Origin of the sequence: Acinetobacter sp. MYb191, from assembly GCF_037572605.1 — a bacterium.
In the GTDB taxonomy this organism is placed as follows: Bacteria; Pseudomonadota; Gammaproteobacteria; order Pseudomonadales; family Moraxellaceae; genus Acinetobacter; species Acinetobacter johnsonii.
On sequence record NZ_JBBGZP010000021.1, the window covers coordinates 179,643 to 195,333 of the forward strand.

Annotated in this window: 18 protein-coding genes and 1 pseudogene; all 19 read right to left on the reverse strand. The window is 43.0% G+C overall.

All coding sequences use genetic code 11. From position 1 onward, the window contains the following. Positions 1-6: 6 nt before the first annotated feature. Positions 7-399, reverse strand: a complete 393-nt coding sequence (locus WH214_RS14520; protein WP_339422660.1) for a hypothetical protein — start codon at positions 397-399, stop codon at positions 7-9. Continuing rightward, the gene (locus WH214_RS14525) at positions 396-749 is read right to left on the reverse strand and encodes a carboxypeptidase regulatory-like domain-containing protein (protein WP_339422659.1); all 354 of its coding nucleotides are present in this window, start codon (positions 747-749) and stop codon (positions 396-398) included. The genes WH214_RS14520 and WH214_RS14525 overlap by 4 nt, the downstream gene beginning before the upstream one ends. Beyond that, complete coding sequence (locus tag WH214_RS14530; protein ID WP_339422658.1) at positions 742-1,950, reverse strand: hypothetical protein; 1,209 nt, start codon at positions 1,948-1,950, stop codon at positions 742-744. Before WH214_RS14530 ends, WH214_RS14525 begins: the two co-directional genes overlap by 8 nt. A gap of 52 nt (positions 1,951-2,002) precedes the next feature. Beyond that, positions 2,003-4,537, reverse strand: a complete 2,535-nt coding sequence (locus WH214_RS14535; protein WP_445206372.1) for a hypothetical protein — start codon at positions 4,535-4,537, stop codon at positions 2,003-2,005. A 108-nt stretch (positions 4,538-4,645) separates the two neighbouring features. Next, positions 4,646-5,629, reverse strand: coding sequence for a hypothetical protein (locus WH214_RS17005; RefSeq protein WP_445206373.1), 984 nt, complete (start codon positions 5,627-5,629; stop codon positions 4,646-4,648). Then, a complete protein-coding gene (locus WH214_RS14540) occupies positions 5,619-6,035 on the reverse strand; it encodes a hypothetical protein (protein WP_339422656.1) in 417 nt (138 codons plus the stop codon). Before WH214_RS14540 ends, WH214_RS17005 begins: the two co-directional genes overlap by 11 nt. Then, the gene (locus WH214_RS14545) at positions 6,035-9,574 is read right to left on the reverse strand and encodes a tape measure protein (protein ID WP_339422655.1); all 3,540 of its coding nucleotides are present in this window, start codon (positions 9,572-9,574) and stop codon (positions 6,035-6,037) included. The genes WH214_RS14540 and WH214_RS14545 overlap by 1 nt, the downstream gene beginning before the upstream one ends. Positions 9,575-9,638: 64 nt before the next feature. Continuing rightward, positions 9,639-9,914 carry a hypothetical protein gene (locus tag WH214_RS14550; RefSeq protein WP_339422654.1) on the reverse strand — a complete coding sequence of 92 codons (276 nt, stop codon included), beginning with the start codon at positions 9,912-9,914 and terminating at the stop codon, positions 9,639-9,641. A gap of 49 nt (positions 9,915-9,963) precedes the next feature. After that, complete coding sequence (locus WH214_RS14555; RefSeq protein ID WP_159151728.1) at positions 9,964-10,500, reverse strand: hypothetical protein; 537 nt, start codon at positions 10,498-10,500, stop codon at positions 9,964-9,966. A 9-nt stretch (positions 10,501-10,509) separates the two neighbouring features. Further along, entirely contained in the window at positions 10,510-10,794 is a 285-nt protein-coding gene (locus WH214_RS14560) for a hypothetical protein (protein ID WP_339422653.1), read from the reverse strand. 60 nt (positions 10,795-10,854) lie between these two features. Then, on the reverse strand, positions 10,855-11,439 hold the full coding sequence (locus WH214_RS14565) for a hypothetical protein (RefSeq protein WP_339422652.1): 585 nt from the start codon (positions 11,437-11,439) through the stop codon (positions 10,855-10,857). A gap of 70 nt (positions 11,440-11,509) precedes the next feature. Further along, positions 11,510-12,253 (reverse strand): phage tail tube protein, encoded by a 744-nt coding sequence (locus WH214_RS14570; protein ID WP_339422651.1) that lies wholly within the window; start codon positions 12,251-12,253, stop codon positions 11,510-11,512. After that, on the reverse strand, positions 12,243-12,428 hold the full coding sequence (locus WH214_RS14575) for a hypothetical protein (RefSeq protein WP_195728968.1): 186 nt from the start codon (positions 12,426-12,428) through the stop codon (positions 12,243-12,245). Before WH214_RS14575 ends, WH214_RS14570 begins: the two co-directional genes overlap by 11 nt. Before the next feature lie 8 nt (positions 12,429-12,436). Continuing rightward, positions 12,437-12,868: a phage tail terminator protein gene (locus WH214_RS14580; RefSeq protein ID WP_339422650.1), complete on the reverse strand. Its 432-nt coding sequence runs from the start codon at positions 12,866-12,868 to the stop codon at positions 12,437-12,439. Next, positions 12,861-13,409 (reverse strand): annotated as a pseudogene (locus tag WH214_RS14585) (phage virion morphogenesis protein). The gene WH214_RS14580 and the pseudogene WH214_RS14585 overlap by 8 nt, the downstream one beginning before the upstream one ends. 7 nt (positions 13,410-13,416) lie before the next feature. Beyond that, the gene (locus WH214_RS14590) at positions 13,417-13,857 is read right to left on the reverse strand and encodes a gp436 family protein (RefSeq protein WP_159151735.1); all 441 of its coding nucleotides are present in this window, start codon (positions 13,855-13,857) and stop codon (positions 13,417-13,419) included. An 8-nt stretch (positions 13,858-13,865) separates the two neighbouring features. Continuing rightward, a complete protein-coding gene (locus WH214_RS14595; RefSeq protein WP_339422648.1) occupies positions 13,866-14,219 on the reverse strand; it encodes a hypothetical protein in 354 nt (117 codons plus the stop codon). Positions 14,220-14,229: 10 nt separating this feature from the next. Beyond that, the gene (locus WH214_RS14600; protein ID WP_339422647.1) at positions 14,230-15,309 is read right to left on the reverse strand and encodes a major capsid protein; all 1,080 of its coding nucleotides are present in this window, start codon (positions 15,307-15,309) and stop codon (positions 14,230-14,232) included. A gap of 5 nt (positions 15,310-15,314) precedes the next feature. After that, entirely contained in the window at positions 15,315-15,689 is a 375-nt protein-coding gene (locus WH214_RS14605) for a hypothetical protein (RefSeq protein WP_339422646.1), read from the reverse strand. Positions 15,690-15,691 lie beyond the last annotated feature (2 nt).

A 15,691-nucleotide genomic window follows, 5' to 3' on the forward strand; every position in this document is an offset into this window, starting at 1 on the left:
CCTCTTTTATGTAGATGGTTTGAGGATCAATGAGTTCATCATTAAGGTGCTGCCTAAAACCAATTCAGGATTGGCCAGCTCTATATCCGTACCCACGGTAAAGTCAGCAACAGCTTCACCGGCACCATTGAGTAATCGTGCCCAAGTTGCAATACCCGCTTTCGTTACTGTTGCAGCATCAGTTTGATTGAGCTCCATTCGGTCAGCATGCATCGTCTTTATGCATGGCTTTGGTAAAGTCAGGATCACCAGTTTTGCGGCATTGTTCGCTGCCACTGAGACCGAGGCGGGTTTCGTATCATCATAAAAAATAAAGGAAGCATTTGCGCTTCCTTGATCGAGGTATGTGGCCAGTGCTTGGAGTTGTGCAAGACTGGCTTTTAAGGAGGGTTGAATCATTTGGCCACCAATTTATCTGAGATGACTGCGTTATATTGTCCATTAGGATCAAAGGCCACCACAAAGCACTCCAGTCCCACCGCAATATTCCGAAACGAATAAGTGCCATCTGGCTTTGAAACTGTTTCCCAAAGCAACTGCCGAGTACTTCGCTTAAAACAACATACAGGCACAGGTGAGTAGTTTTGACCGAGCTTTTTTGTTGTTCCCTTGATCACTCCAAAGCCCTGATTAGTTCCAATAGGTGTAATTAATGATTTGTTTATTCTAATTTTTAAATAACCCATATCCTGTAGTTTGATGTTATCTGGCTGATACCCTCCACTAAAAACTCTTAAAATCTTAAGCAATTTTAATCTCCTCAATGGGTACAGCAAAATGTGTAGAACCAGTCCCAACGTAACCAGCTGACATATAATGCATGAAAGTCAATGATGTAAGATCAATGTCATATGTAAATGATGGCGATGTGCTGTGAGTAGCTGGAGGATAATTTACACTATCGTAATTGCATATATACATTCCATAAGCCACACCAAGAATTTGCCTTGTTGTGTATTCATAGATTTGAATATTGGATGCTGTCGTTGTATTAAATGAATCAATGGATGAAGGTAAAAATGATTGCGGGGCATATGGAAACGTAATCAATTGATTATTATTGGATATATTATGTAAAATCACACGAATATTACCAAGATAGGCTTGAGCTTGATTTAATTGATAAGAATATAAATCTGAAGTTACAGAAAAAGATTCACCAACCAACATTGGATAATTAATCTGGTTATAATTTAACGTAGATGCTGGCAAAAACCCACATATCCGACCGATACCATTTGTATTTAAAGCATTATGCAAAGATAGAAAATGGTACAAACTCCCGATAATTATACCCTTACCAAATTGACTATAGCCTTGCGCATAAGTGTAGTTATCAAAAGTAGCTCCTGTAGGATAACCAAATTCCCATTTAAAACCATTGTGTGGTGTTGTAACTTGCCTAGTTTCTGAAAGTGATAACGTGTCTGTAATAAAACCTGTAGCTAAATCGAATGACTTTCCTATACATGGTGAAATACAGTTTCTTCGCCCCAACTGGTTTTGGAAACATAACCGTAAGAATAGATCGGACTCATCCAAGGCTTTAAATTTATAAACATGCACATTGCCTTGTTCATAAACCAATGAATAGCCCAGTGAAGCAATCTTGGTCGTAAACCCACCAGTAATTGATGTCGGTGCATTATCAATGGTCAAAGTGACTGAATTTGCTGTAACAACATCAATCCAAAACTCTCCACCATTAATCGCAGCTAATATCCCAGAGTTCACCTTTAACACGCGATCAGCTGTATAGCCATGTGTTACACCATAATTCAGCGTCACTTGATTCCCTGATACGGAAACGCTAGCTACAGTCTGTTCGTTATAGCCTTGTGACAGCATTTTCTTAAAGCGATCAGGAAACAGGTTTTTAGAACCTGAACAAAAGTCCAAGCCTACATCTGCAAAATCAAAAAGCTTGGTCTGTGTTTGCTTCATTGCCATTATGTTTTACCCATAAAAAAGACCGCCGAAGCAGTCATATTTGAATTAAAAGTTAAGCAGCTAAACTTTGAATAATGCGGTCAATATCACCGCGTAGCATGATTTGGAATGAATCAGACAATACGGTAGGTTCCGATTGCTTGACTGTACGAATTACCCAGATCGGATGATTGGCTGCAACGGTATTGAAACGCAGTACGTTGCCACTCGCCCAGCCATTGCCCCAACCTTCTTTTTTGATGGTGAAGTAAGGCGCATTGGTGTCTGGATTCATGGGGGAGCAATCATCCGTCGTCACGCCCGTTCCAATCTGGCCAGAAGTTTCACCAATGATTCGAAATGAAGTATTACCTGTAAAAACAATCGCCCAACGTTCTTGCATGTTGCCCTTATTAGTGACAGCAATCGGATACAGGGTGTCGTTGTAATTCGCTGAGATCGCTGCACCCACCGCCTCATCCTTCCAAATGCTATCCCACGTCGACTGTACAAACTTACGTGTATAGCGAGCTCGCATATCACCAATCACCAGTGCTGAACCGACAATGGTATGCGCTGGATCATAGTTGTGCGTCAGAGGCTTAGTGAAGGTCACTTGGCCATTGATTTTGACATCACGCACTAAACCCATGTCCTGATAGCGGTACTTGGCAGCAAGTGGTCCAGTCAAATTACCCAAGGCAAAATCACCATTCAAAGTCACTTTACCGTAGTCATAATCAACCACATACATATCAAATGGAATTTTAATGCCATCGGCATCTTCAAGTTCACACCAGGAGATCCGTGCATCATTCAATGGGTAGGTCTGGCCAGAAATATAATCAGGTAATTCCTGCGACTTACTTGCACTCACAATCCCAATCTCTCCTGATCTAAAAATCGGGACTCGGCCATCAATCGGCAAACGCACTGCAGACAATCCAAGCAACTCTGCATCAATCGGGATATAGCTATAACCGACTGCACTGTATTTGATGGTTTCAGGCAAGACCATAATGGGCTTGTGAATCCACTGCTTGGCGTCTTTGGTGTATTCCAGCTCTGCTACATACCAATCCTGTGCCATAATTTCAGCACGGTTAGCAGAAGTCACTTCAATCTTTTGACGAAAAACAAACTGGCCATAGCCTTGATCAAAGTTAAAGAAGCCATCGCACTCTGCTGTATCGATCGTACCCGAACCATCAGGCGTGATATTTAATACCCCGCCCTCCACCTTGGTTGCTGATAAGGTTAAGGACTGTGCCCGGATCGGGATCATTGGTGCACGGTATGACACTTGGTTGGTTTGCACGCTTTCCAGTTGCGTCACCAAAGTCTCCAAGTCTGGATTATTCGCCCCACCTACATCCCAAGCGGATAACTCTACGGCTCCATTTCCATAATGGATCTGGCCAGCTACCGTTCCCGCACCCGTAGTTATTGATGGGTTACGATACAGCGATCCTAGTTTATCGACATAGGTTGAGCTGGCTAAGGTAAAGCGAACCGAACCTGCAAGAATCTGCTCAGCAAAACCTTCGGTTAAATCCGTTTTAAGCACAGAGCCAATGATGGTATCCGACCACGACTGAGCCGCTGAACTATCACGATACGAGACACTCACCGTCACCGCAGTTGCTACTTCATTCAGGCTTAGAGTATGCGTCTCACTGGTATTTTCATACTTAATGGTCATCCCTAACATGCCTGCAGCAATCGCTTCTTGATCGGTATTATATTTGCCATAAAACGGCTGCATAATCTTCTCGCGTTCGATCGCTTCAAGTGTGGTGCTTGGGGTGATACTCATGGTCCGAGATGCATAATTGATGGTGCCTTGTTGCTGGCCTGCACCATTGATTAAACGCCCTGTGATGGCATCAATCGGCATATCGCGCAGCTCAACCTCACCTAAGTAGCTCATATACTTGACAGGTACACGGACTTTCACAGACTTGGGGATCAACGCAGCAGATCCATTGTCCAATTCAATTGAGATCGCACCGCTGCTGGGTACCGCAGTCACTTGAATTGAAGACTTAGTCCCTTTCTGACCTGATACATTAAACGTGGTACCGCCATTGGGTAATAAGGTCGGCATCAACTTCGCTACACCATCTGCATAATCAATCGTACCTGTAGCATCACCTGTAAATTGCCCTTGGCCGTTATCGGTTGCAGACTTGGTGAGCCCATTCAATAACCAGTCAACGGTTAAGGTACCTGCCACAATCGAATCATTTACAGGGATTTCGACATAGGCTTGATTGATGGTTAATCCTGAACGCTCCTGAGCCGTGATCATATTGCTCCACGTCATCAGGATCGCACTGCCGACATCGGCGAGTTCACCTGTCGTGAGTGCCATGGTACCCGTGTCGTAATCAATACTGCCTGAGCCAAAGGAAGAATCAGCACCGCGTAATTGCCCTGCACCATTGTCTCGAAGCGTGTAGACCTGATTCTGTACCAAGTATGAGACTTGCAAACTGCCCGGTGATGGCAACGGAACCAAGTTACGGATCCAGTTAAAACCGATGTTCTCTTGATTAACATAGATCAGTTCAGATTCAACAGGTGCTGTTACGGCTGCCGCCGGCATAAAGTTAATCGTGAGGTTGGTGGTACCTGTCCCCGCGCTTGCATTCCAAGCTATAGAGCCGTTTTGATAGTTGATGGTGCCAATGGATGTACCGGCGGCATTTTTAAGTTAACCGCCGACATCGGTGATCGCGGAGCCAAATAATGTGAACTCTACCGATTTCGGCATGACCGATGAGCCGAGATATAAGCTCGACACAGTATTGATCGTGACATTGTTAAAAGTCTTGGACAGAACCCCATCTTTAGCTTTAACAAACGCCACAGAGTCACCTGCAGCATTGATATTCACCATAGGGGTTTCAGTCTGTGCAGAGGGAACCAGCTGCGTATAAACATCCTCCGCAACCACCGAATAATCACCGACTTGTGCAGCTTCTTTGAGATTGGCACTGGAGTAATACTTACCCGTATCCGCTACAATGGTGTCACGAATAATGGTGGTACTCTTTTCACCGCTATACCATTGCTTCGCAGATAGCCCCACAAAATCGGCTTTTAACGCATCACTCAGGCCATAAGTGGCAATCTTATATTCCACTTGCTTTTGATCAACAACCATAAATGCTGTACGTGTAGACACTTCAGTGATCCGCAGGTATTGCTCAATTTCTAAGTCTTTGCCTTCATTCGAGATCAATACAATTGACTTACCGATCGATGTTTCAGACTCTTGGGGAAACATGGCCACTTGTAGTGACTTCATGCCTTTCCAATGTGTATCGAGTGGTGTGCCGGCAATCTGTGCACCTTTGGCATTATAGTTTTCAATACGGTTCTGCGCTTCCTTACGCTCGTCCGTCCAGCTATCGGTACTGAATAACACGGCGGAGACATTCGGATCTTGTGCATTTTGAGAGATAAATACTGTCGCACCCATCAATGCATCGGTATCTGCTGTATCGACTGCAGCATATATCTTTTGAATAGAAGTACGACCGGTAGTGCGGTCCATCTCAGAAATATCATTGAACAGGTTATTGCTTTGACCGTCGACAATTTCACGGCCTGAGTATTTTCCCCCGCCATCTTCAGCATCTGTACGAATGCGTTCTGACTCAAGGAGCTTTAAATTATGAGTTTCAATTGTCATCGCTTACCTCTGTAAAACGCATGGTGACCACGTAATAGTCGTCCTCGGAAACGGTTGGAAATTCCTTAACAGGCTTAGCTTCAATCGCACCCGCTTCATGATTGAAAATCACATTAAAGCGGCGTTGATCATGAAGGTATTCAAATTCAATCGTGAATTGCTCGCCTAATGCTGACCATTCCAAAATGGTCCGTAGATGCTTTCGCTTAATCCAACCTTGACCCGATGAAGGTGGAACTAAAGTGATTGGTCGACCTGAAAGTTTTTTGCCTTCTTGAATAATCAAAGCACCACTAATTGAACGCTCTTGCTTTTGCTCAACTGGCTTCCAATCAAATTCATCTGTCCATAAAAAACCGTCCTCAAGTGGGACGGTTTCTGATGTCAGTTTTCGTATAAGTTTCATTACATGCTCCGCTTAAGCGTCTCAAATTTTTGAAGCATCTCTTCAACACTATCCACCGCTTCTGGCGTGCCCTGTAGTTCGGCTGACTTGCCTCCAGATTGAATCTCTAGAATTTTCTTTTCAGTTGGCTGCATAGTTTCAATCCCCTCTATATCAAATGAGCTTGCAATCATTGGAGCCTCGGGGGCAACAGGGATTTGCTGAGCCAATTGGCTATTACCAGACAATAACGATCCAACACCACCACCTGTACCACGTGCTTGTGATTTCGCATTCATTGCATCAGTACGCGCTTTCATCTTGGACTTGAAGTCATCCCAATGATCGTTTGTGGCTTGTTGTTCAGCACTTACTTCAGGTTGAGTTGAAGATGTTACTGAGCTTTGACCTACCTGACTCACAGTACGTTGAGTAGCAACAGCGGCTTGCTGGATCTCACCCAGTTTAGTGACTGTGGCTTTGCCAGTAGAATCAACCTGAACATCAAGATCAAGCATATAGGCTTGTGTTGTAATAGTGCTATCCGCAATACCTTTATTTGCTGCAATGGCTTTTTCGGCATATTGCTTGAAAGCTTCTTGCTGCTGGTGAAGTGTGGCTTGACCACTATTCTTCATTTCAGTAAAGGCTTGTTTGTACTGCTCAGCAACACCTTTAAGCTGCTCAGGAGTTTTCATGCCAAAAAGTGAAAAGGCCTCAGCAGTGGAGTTGATTCCAGATCGAGCCTCATCAGCTTTATTTTTGACATCAATTAGCTGCTGCCCTGCTTGTTGCAACAATCCATCAGCCACTTTACTTCCAAGTACTCCGCGCAAGCCTTCAATCTTAAGTTTTAGCGCATCTAATTCTTGCTGATTGGTGGCTGTATTGATTGCATTTGAAATACTTGCATCTAAAGCGCGACCAACATCTACCCCTTTATTCTTCAGCTCATCCATATTATTAGCAACAATACTCACATCACTAGATGCTTTCTCAAATGCCTTGGTGGATTTACCTTGTAATTCCTCATAGCTCAAACCAGTACGACGGATCGCTTCATCAAGCACGGCGCCCTGGACCATGGCGGCAGACTTTACTGAATTGGCGTATTGAACATTCAGGGCGGTTGCTTCGGCCTGTAGCTTGCTGATATCACCCTGAAACTTACCGACCTCCTTGATCCAAGCCTGATATTCCATATCCTGATTAGCTTTCTTCCATGCATCTAGTTCAAGTTGCTTAGCTTTAATCTTGGCATTAGTTGCCTCAAGTTGCTTATCAATATTGACTGAGATAGCTGCTAAACGACCTTGAAACTTAATTAGATCCTCATCAGAAAGTATACCCGTTAGGGCTTTTCTAATCTCTTCTGCGGTGGCTTTACCTTGAGTCTGAAGCGCCAGTAAAGCGGTGAGCCCATCATTAATTCCTGTAGTGGCACTAAAATTAAAAGATTTTGCAATTTGCCCCAAAACATCTGAAACCTTGGCACCTTCCTTGACAAGTTTCTCAAATTCCACAACTGTTGCTTTGGATGCCTCGTTAAGACCAAGAGAGGCATTTTTAAGCATTTCAGTGCGTTCGGCATTTTTTGCTTTTGCGGCCGCAACCTCCTCCTGCTTCTTACGTGAAGCCTCTTCAGCTGCAATAAATTCCTTTTCTTGATCTACTAAAGACTTAGTACCAGTATATCTAGATACAGCCCAATCAATGAAATCAGACCCTTGCTTTAATAGCCACTCATCTGTTTTCTTAAATCCATCAACAATTAAATCACTAGCTAAAATAACCCCCGCTGCTGCTGCTCCATATGCACCAAATCGAGATAGAACCCCTGCAATACTCCCCTTTAAACCATTTGCAGCAGTCGATACTCTTCCAATAACCCCCGATGCCGCTACATTCGCTGTATTGCATGCATTTGTAGCGGCTGTGAGTTGATTTTTTGCAACAATTGCTATCTGAGTTGCTCGGGTATTTACTAACTGTGCTTGGGTGTTTGTAACGATGGACGCTGTTTCTGTGGCAATAGCGGCTTGCGCAATTTTCACAGCATTTGCTTTTTCTAGAAAGCTTGCTGCAATACCAAGTGCTTTATAGGCAACATACGCTTGAGCCACTGTTGTGAGAGTTGAAACTAAAACTTCGAGGTTCTCAGCTACAAATTTGATTGCTTCAGCTACTTTTGTGCTTGCCCCGGTAGCAGCATCTACCTCCCCGATATACAAAGTCCAAGCTGTTTTGAGATTTTCAATCGACTGCCCAATAGTAATAGGCATTTTAGAAAACTCATCATTTAGTGCTTTAGATTGACTTTCTAATGCCTTAACAATGACACTCGATGTAAGCTGTCCCGTGTTGGCCATTTCACGCAACTTACCAATATTCACACCCAAGCCATCTGCAAGAGCTCTGGCTAGCCTTGGAGCTTGTTCCATGACGCTATTGAATTCCTCGCCACGAAGAACACCGGACTGCAAAGCTTGGTTAAATTGATAAATTGCTGCTTCGTTTGAAGCTGCTAAACCACCACCTACAATTAATGACTTGTTAACCAAATCCGTTAAATTTAATGCCCGTTCTTGCGAATATCCAAGCTGATCGGTTGCAGTTTTTACTCGAGTAAATAATTCAGCTGTAGCTGTAAGATTGGATCTTGTTTCAATCGCAATCTTTTTAACACCCTCAAAAGCTTGGGTAAAATTACCACTTTTAGATGTAACGAGCCCAATCCTTGCTTCTAAAACTTTGAACTCATCCGCAGTTCGAGAAATTTCAGTTGCAGATGCGCCAATACCTAACGCAGCCATCGCACTCGTTAGTGCCGTGTATCCAGTTTTTAAACCCTGAATTTCACCACTTGCTTGCTTGGCAAATGTCTCATTTTTCTGAAGTTCTGCATTCGTTTTACCAAGCTCTGTGTCTAGTTTGGCTACTTCTGGAGTAATTAGGCTTAGTTCGGATTTAAAAGCACCAAATGCTAAATCTGCCTGCTGCACCTCTTTTTCCAAAGCATCAATTTGTTGCTGTGCTTTAACAATATTCTCTGGCGCGGCATTAGTTTTTGAGAATTCATCTAGTTTAGTTTTTGCAGTAGCAAGGTTTGCCTTAAGAAGATTTAACGATCGTACAGAGTCGACACCAAACTTCTCAAAACTATCTGAAGCACCTACAACACTTGTACCAGTGCTCTTAATAATCTCGGTTGTTTCATTAAGCGATTTAATTAAAGTTGCTGCGCGTTCACTGGCATTTTTTGGAATGATGTTTCCAATTTCTGCACCAGTATTTTTGGCAGTATTTGCAACATCCTGTAGCTCACTACCAAGTTCGCCCAACTCACCTTTTACTTGTTCAGCTTTTTTTGGCAGGTCTGTTGGTATGATTTTACCAATCTCTTTTGCGGTTTCAGCGCTTGTTTGCTTTAATCTTTCAGCTTCACTTCCAATGGTTTCAAATAGTTTTTTACTAACATCTTTGGATTGTTTAGCTGCGGCAACAAGGCCTTTACTATCGCCATCCATGATTAATTTGAAAGTTAAATTTTTACCAGACATGGCGACCTCAAATTTCAGGCATTAAAAAACCCACCAATAGGTGGGCTTGAAGTGCTTATTTAAATCATTTTTGAACTATTCGATTCACAACATAAAATCGCTTACCATTTTTACAATCAATAAATGATGCTATTTGATCTGGGTAATTGCTTTTCGTGTTTGAGTGTCCGACATACTCAACTAAATCACACTCAGGGAGTTGTGAGACAAGCTTGGCTGAATCCATATCATGTTTTTGTATTTCAACTAAGCTTTGTGCGCCAACCTGCTTAAATAACTGAGGGTACGACTCGGATGTGTAGTTCTCAATAGCATTCATATCAATTTTAGGATTGCTCATTAATTTTACCTCGATAAAAAAGCACCACAAGGTGCTTTTAGCTTACAGTTTATGATGGCTTACAGTAGTCCAGGAGAAAAGTTGCATCACTCATAGATGAAGAGCTAAGCCTTGTGTTTACACCAGACTCAGTCTCATTTTGTTTCATAAACTCCAAAAAACCATCTATTGTGTAGTTATAGGAATTTAATAAGTTACTTCTCATCATGTCCTCACAAACTGTTTTTGGTTGGCGCGCATCGAGATCCCTTTTCAATTTCTGCAGTTCCTGAACTGGGCTAGATAGATCAATCCTTGGTGTAGCTCCAGCAACTTTCAGAGCGTCATTCCATTTTGCACTTAAACCAGTATAGAAGCTTACATCCTCGGGGCTCATCTTAGGTGATTCAATTAATTTAAGGGCATCCGACTCCCTTAAGTCGGGTAGACTCTTCTGTAGCTCAACAACCTTGACTGTTTTATTCTGTTGCTCTGTGTAGGCTTGACCGCTTGCTGCAACCCTTGCAGCATCTTCCTTGTTGCTTTTGTGCATAAAATAAAAAAGACCAACAATAATAACAATAACCCCAATCAATCCGTATTTCATTTCTAATCCTCAGCGACGTTCCCAAGTAATTTTAGATATGCGACCTTCACGAACGGTTACGGTATAAATCTCGTTTCCAACTTCATAAATGTAATCTGTCACTGAGATTGTAGTATTGTTGCCAGTATCAACTGTATAAGATTGTTGGTGAATAGGCTTTCCCGCTTTAATTACCAATGAACCAACCGAATCGCCAACTTGAACAATATCACCGCCTACACGGAAACTGCGAGTTTCAGCAGCTATGACCGAAAATGATGTGACTAATAACAAGCCAGCCAGTAATTTTTTCATTATTTATCCAAGTTTATAAAGCATTTGGAGATAATAACGTGATCAATTTCACATCACAACTCAATCGTCATTTGACTTTAGTTCGTCGGTCAATTTGGCATAAGCTTTATCCTTGGCATGCTGAGCAGCACGCATTAGGTTTGTGTTAGTGAGTAAGCTTTGTGATCGTTGTTTCTGAGCTGCCTCTAGATAACCAATAAAAGCCCCATAACTCATCTGCATGATGTCGTCGTTGCGATGCCCTGCTTTTGTTAGATATTGAAAGGTCTCAAACCAACTAGGCTGTTTTGGTTGTTTAGTATTTCGTGAACGCTTGTGTTTTTTCTTCGGCTTGGGTTCTCTAAAGAAAGCTTCATTCACTTTTATCGCAGCATCAAGCAATAGGATATTGAGCTTGCTCTCTCGCTTAAATAAATCTACAGCCTGCTCACTACTGCATTTTAGAGAATAAGCGATCAACTGTGTCGATTCAAAAGGATGTTCATCAAAGATCTTTTGTACGGTCTCATCTGGGTGATTATCCAAATAGTCTTTAATAACCCGCCCTACACCCAACCACTCATCAAAATTGTGCATTTGCAGCTGGTGCACCGATAGCTCACCAATACTGACAGATCGGTTTGAGGCCACAAAGAATTCATTCATGATGGAATCTCAAAAAAATAGGCACAAAAAAAGACGCTAATGCGCCTAAGGCTCTTTGTGCCTAATGGGTTTATGCTGCTACAGAGAAGCGCTCAATGTGACCAAAAATACTTAATTCAGCATCGTTCGCTTTAGTGATGTCTGCAAGACATTCACCTTCAAAGCTATAACTCGCAAAGTCTTCATGAATTAAGTCAAATTCCGTTTCAGGAGAGAGCTCTAGACGCCAAAGTGTCACTGCAACTTTATCGCCTTGGTATGTATCGACCCCTTTAAAGAAGAAACGATATTCTTCGCCTAGATTAGTGGCGATCGTTGTGCGCGTAATAGCTCCAGCTTTGCCAGACCACTTCACATCAGTAATAGGCTCATTAAAGATTACCGTTCCAAACACGGCGTCTAGGGTATATTTATCTGCAGTAATTGCTGCATCTGCGGGCCCCTTAAAAGCCACATCGGACAAGTTGCGGATCCCTAGATCAATCATTTCACCAGCTTTAACTGCACCTAATGTTGTTTCAGGAATTGTTGCTTCTGGGATTTCTAGTGTTTTACCACTGAGTACCATAGCTAGGTTTTCTTTGGTGACCTCTTCCAAAGTTCCGCTAACCGATACACCGGTTTGCTTACGCAGTACTGCATCCTTTGCACGCAGACCTGTTTTAGATTCATAGTGATCTGTTGATTCAGAAGTAATCTGAAGCTGTAGCTCTGGCGTGTTGCCAATCGATAATAGTGCAGCAGGCTGGCCATTAATCATTTTTGCTAAAAACAACTCACCTTGGAGCGAGATTAAATCTGGTTTATTCGCCATCGGTTTTCACCTCTTCTTTTTTGGCTGGTGCAGGCTTCTGTTTTGAGGCAGGCTCAGCCAACTCAATTACACCGCGCTGTAATAAATCTTGAATTTGAGATTCGCTTAAACCGCCGACGATATCCCCTGAATGAAATCGCCCGACAGATTGCCGGGCTTTGTATTGCTTCTGCATATGATTTCCTAAACAAACATTTTTGATTCAAACACCAATGTGATGTACACACACGTTGGTGAATAGTCCTCTTCAACCGCCACCATTTCTAAAGGGCGCTTACTGGATGCAGGTTGCCAGCCTGATAAAAGTTTTAAAGCTTTAATCGTCAGCAAACCCACTCGATCCAGTACCGCAGACCCATCATTGAGTTGTGATGCTGCATGACGTTCGCAAATCGTAACCTCCCACTGCTGAGTAAGCATATTTACTGACGATCGCACAGCTTCATCAGATTTACGAATGCGGCGGTAATAGATTTGGGCGTTTGGTGTAACCTGAGAAAGTTCCGTAATTTTTGCAGAGTTGGCTGGTGTGTAAATCTTTTTAAAATCTGCAATTTCAGTTAGCTTTTCAGCTATCTCACCACGTACAGCAAAGAAGTTATCTTCATTACTCATCTGTCAAATGCTCCACAATTAAATCCAATACTTCCTGCTCATCTGTTTCAGTCAATCCCAAGAATGGACGACGAGGCATGTTTACTTTGTACGCTTTCCCTTGGGTTTCCTGCATGAAGTTAGATCGAGCCTAGCGTACAAATTTATTACCCACCAAACCTGTACGCAGATCCTGCCGAAAGTAGGTACGACGCATGCGTGCTTCATACTTAATTTCGCCACCGAAGTGGTGAATAGCCGCGTACTCAACATCCGTTCCAATCTCCACACTATTTGGTAGTGCGTTATAGGTCATGGAGTTGATAGCTCTGGAAGTATCACGCATGGTGGTACCACCTTCACGCAAAACTCGACCTGACAAACGCCATTTACCTTCAAGCCCCTCACCATTTATCCATCGAGAGCGAATATTCGATACAACCGATTGACCTATCGCATTAAAGAGCTTCAGCTTTCCTTGATCAAAACTAGATAAGCGCTCCAGAGCTTGCATCACAGCAGATTCGCCATCCGCTTCAATCGTAATTGCTACGCCTGACATATCAGCCTCACTTGATGCTAGGCATCATATTTAAGATATCGTCACCAAAAACACCGCCACGATATGTAGTCCCGATTGGCATTGTGGCTGGTGTTCTTGCGGGCTTCTCTTCTGTGACTTCATTTTGAGGGTTTAGGATATTCAATGTTGCTTTACCATCAGCAACCCGTTTCAAGAAGTCAATTTCCGCCTTATAGCGGTTTTCAACCTCCTCAATTGGCTGCTGAAAATAAAGCCGGTAGCGCGCAATGTTGCACGCAATCCGTTTCAACGTACTGGGCGTATTTGGCAAAGGCAGGACATATCGAACAGCGATATAGCTGTCAATTTCCTCAGATGCATCCTGTAAGGCTTCTTCAATCGAATTGCCTACAGTTTGCATTGATTCCAATTGTTGAAGCTCACCTTCACCAAAACGCGCCTCTAAGTCATTTCGAGTCGCGTACATGGATCACCCTACTTATCAGCAGTAGCTTTCTTGGCTTCGGTGGTGGCTTTCTTTAAAGCGGCTTCGGATGTAGCTAAAGCCTTTTCAAGTTCAGCAACTTTCGTTTCAAGCCCATCTTTTTCCTGATCAGACTTCGCTTTCTCTTCAGTCATGAGCTTGATAGTTCCTGCTTGTTCAGCATTTTCCTTTTCAAGTTCAGCTAAACGTGCAGCGGTACCATCAGCCTTAGGTTGTTCTGCAGCTTTTTCTTCTTCAATAGCTCCAGATGCTAAAAGGGCCTGAAGTTGTTTATCTTCAAGCCCTTTGATTTCATCACCTGGCATAAAATGCCCGATGGATTGTTTTGCGATGTACTTCGGCATGTCTTACTCCTTATAGGGTGATAAAGCCGGTACCACCGACTACACCATTTTTGTTAGAAGGCACGACCAATGGAGCAGATTCTGTCATCAACATGATGCCGCTTGGATCTTCACAGTACCATTGACGGTCAAAGTATTGCTGAGCAACACCGTTGGCCAACATATTTTTGATCTTACAATGTGCCACTGAGCCGTTGGTATCAGAAATCAAAGAGAAATAATCTTTTGGAATAAAGCGCTTCACCTGACCTTTATTACGGTAAGTTGCGTCATATACCCAGAATTCGATTCCATCAAATGTCCCCTTGAGGGTCGCAGACTCTTTGACACCAAAGCTTGGTGTAACAGGAACAGAAATACCAGCGTACGGTGTGATGAATTCTTTCTTGAATTCTTCGTTATTCCATAAAGCAGCCCATACCAAGCCAGACATGATTGATTTTTTGGCTTCACCGCCATCAGCTGCCAACTGACGCTCGAGCATGGTTCGGATATCTAAAACGGGTTTAGCACCTGCTTCATTCCATTTGATCAACGGCGTATATGTCAGAGAAGCATCACGACGGTAATCAACCAAGTTGTATTCATAGTCATCTGAATGAAGGGCATATTTACCATTTTTCAGAAGATCAATCGCCATCATCAGGACTGAGTTATCGATCGCATCATGGTTGCGTTTCATCACCGCAATCTGGGAAATAACCATTTGCTCTTGGATAGACAACTGCTGATTTCCAGTTGAGATAATCCCAGCGGTGCGTAAACGCTCAAGTAATGAGATTTCAAATGTATCGGCCGGACTAACCTGATTTTTTGGCTTGTAGTAGGCCGGTTTCACATGGCGTACTTCACCCGATTGAGTGGTATCAAATGGCTTACCGGGTTGTTGTGGTGAAACCAGTGGTGCTAGATCATGTTCAGCTGACAATTCAGCCAAAGGTACATCATCACGTGTGAATAATGGGCGATTTGGAAATAGTTGGTCTAATAGCCAAGTATCCATCGGGCGATAGTTTGAGTGGATTAGTGCTAACTCACCCACATCCAGCAGTTCTAGTGGGGTACCTTCAATATTAAAAGCTTGTGGCATGTCATTTACACCTTAGAAAGTTCGATTTTGTTTTTGGTTGCTTTGGCGCGTGCTGCATCGTATTGAGCAGTGGTAAGTAAAGTGCCATCAAGTGATACAGCTTCAACGTTAAATACGCCGCCGTAATACATCGGGATTTCAATGCCATCAGCTGCTTTGATTGTTGCTTCTGCTGCAGTAACATCCTGACCACAGATCACATCCCAAGTAGATTCGTCTGTAGCATGAGTCAGCACATTGGCAGCGGATAGTGTTAGCAAATCACCGTATTTATATGCTGTGGCAGTCGTTACTTTTGCATTGGCACGACGTAACTTTTCATTATCCAAAATCAGTCGTTTTGACGTGACCGAGATAGGCGGTACATAGTGAGTAACCATGA

Coding starts and splice junctions, on each gene's coding strand:
- WH214_RS14575 (WP_195728968.1), bottom strand. CDS start 12,428: ATGCAGAAGCAATACAAAGCCCGGCAATCTGTCGGGCGATTTCATTCA.
- WH214_RS14600 (WP_339422647.1), bottom strand. CDS start 15,309: ATGCCACAAGCTTTTAATATTGAAGGTACCCCACTAGAACTGCTGGAT.
- WH214_RS17005 (WP_445206373.1), bottom strand. CDS start 5,629: ATGACAATTGAAACTCATAATTTAAAGCTCCTTGAGTCAGAACGCATT.
- WH214_RS14605 (WP_339422646.1), bottom strand. CDS start 15,689: ATGGTTACTCACTATGTACCGCCTATCTCGGTCACGTCAAAACGACTG.
- WH214_RS14560 (WP_339422653.1), bottom strand. CDS start 10,794: ATGAAAAAATTACTGGCTGGCTTGTTATTAGTCACATCATTTTCGGTC.
- WH214_RS14555 (WP_159151728.1), bottom strand. CDS start 10,500: ATGAAATACGGATTGATTGGGGTTATTGTTATTATTGTTGGTCTTTTT.
- WH214_RS14595 (WP_339422648.1), bottom strand. CDS start 14,219: ATGCCGAAGTACATCGCAAAACAATCCATCGGGCATTTTATGCCAGGT.
- WH214_RS14570 (WP_339422651.1), bottom strand. CDS start 12,253: ATGGCGAATAAACCAGATTTAATCTCGCTCCAAGGTGAGTTGTTTTTA.
- WH214_RS14550 (WP_339422654.1), bottom strand. CDS start 9,914: ATGAGCAATCCTAAAATTGATATGAATGCTATTGAGAACTACACATCC.
- WH214_RS14530 (WP_339422658.1), bottom strand. CDS start 1,950: ATGGCAATGAAGCAAACACAGACCAAGCTTTTTGATTTTGCAGATGTA.
- WH214_RS14580 (WP_339422650.1), bottom strand. CDS start 12,868: ATGAGTAATGAAGATAACTTCTTTGCTGTACGTGGTGAGATAGCTGAA.
- WH214_RS14565 (WP_339422652.1), bottom strand. CDS start 11,439: ATGAATGAATTCTTTGTGGCCTCAAACCGATCTGTCAGTATTGGTGAG.
- WH214_RS14535 (WP_445206372.1), bottom strand. CDS start 4,537: ATGCCGGCGGCAGCCGTAACAGCACCTGTTGAATCTGAACTGATCTAT.
- WH214_RS14520 (WP_339422660.1), bottom strand. CDS start 399: ATGATTCAACCCTCCTTAAAAGCCAGTCTTGCACAACTCCAAGCACTG.
- WH214_RS14590 (WP_159151735.1), bottom strand. CDS start 13,857: ATGTACGCGACTCGAAATGACTTAGAGGCGCGTTTTGGTGAAGGTGAG.
- WH214_RS14545 (WP_339422655.1), bottom strand. CDS start 9,574: ATGTCTGGTAAAAATTTAACTTTCAAATTAATCATGGATGGCGATAGT.
- WH214_RS14540 (WP_339422656.1), bottom strand. CDS start 6,035: ATGAAACTTATACGAAAACTGACATCAGAAACCGTCCCACTTGAGGAC.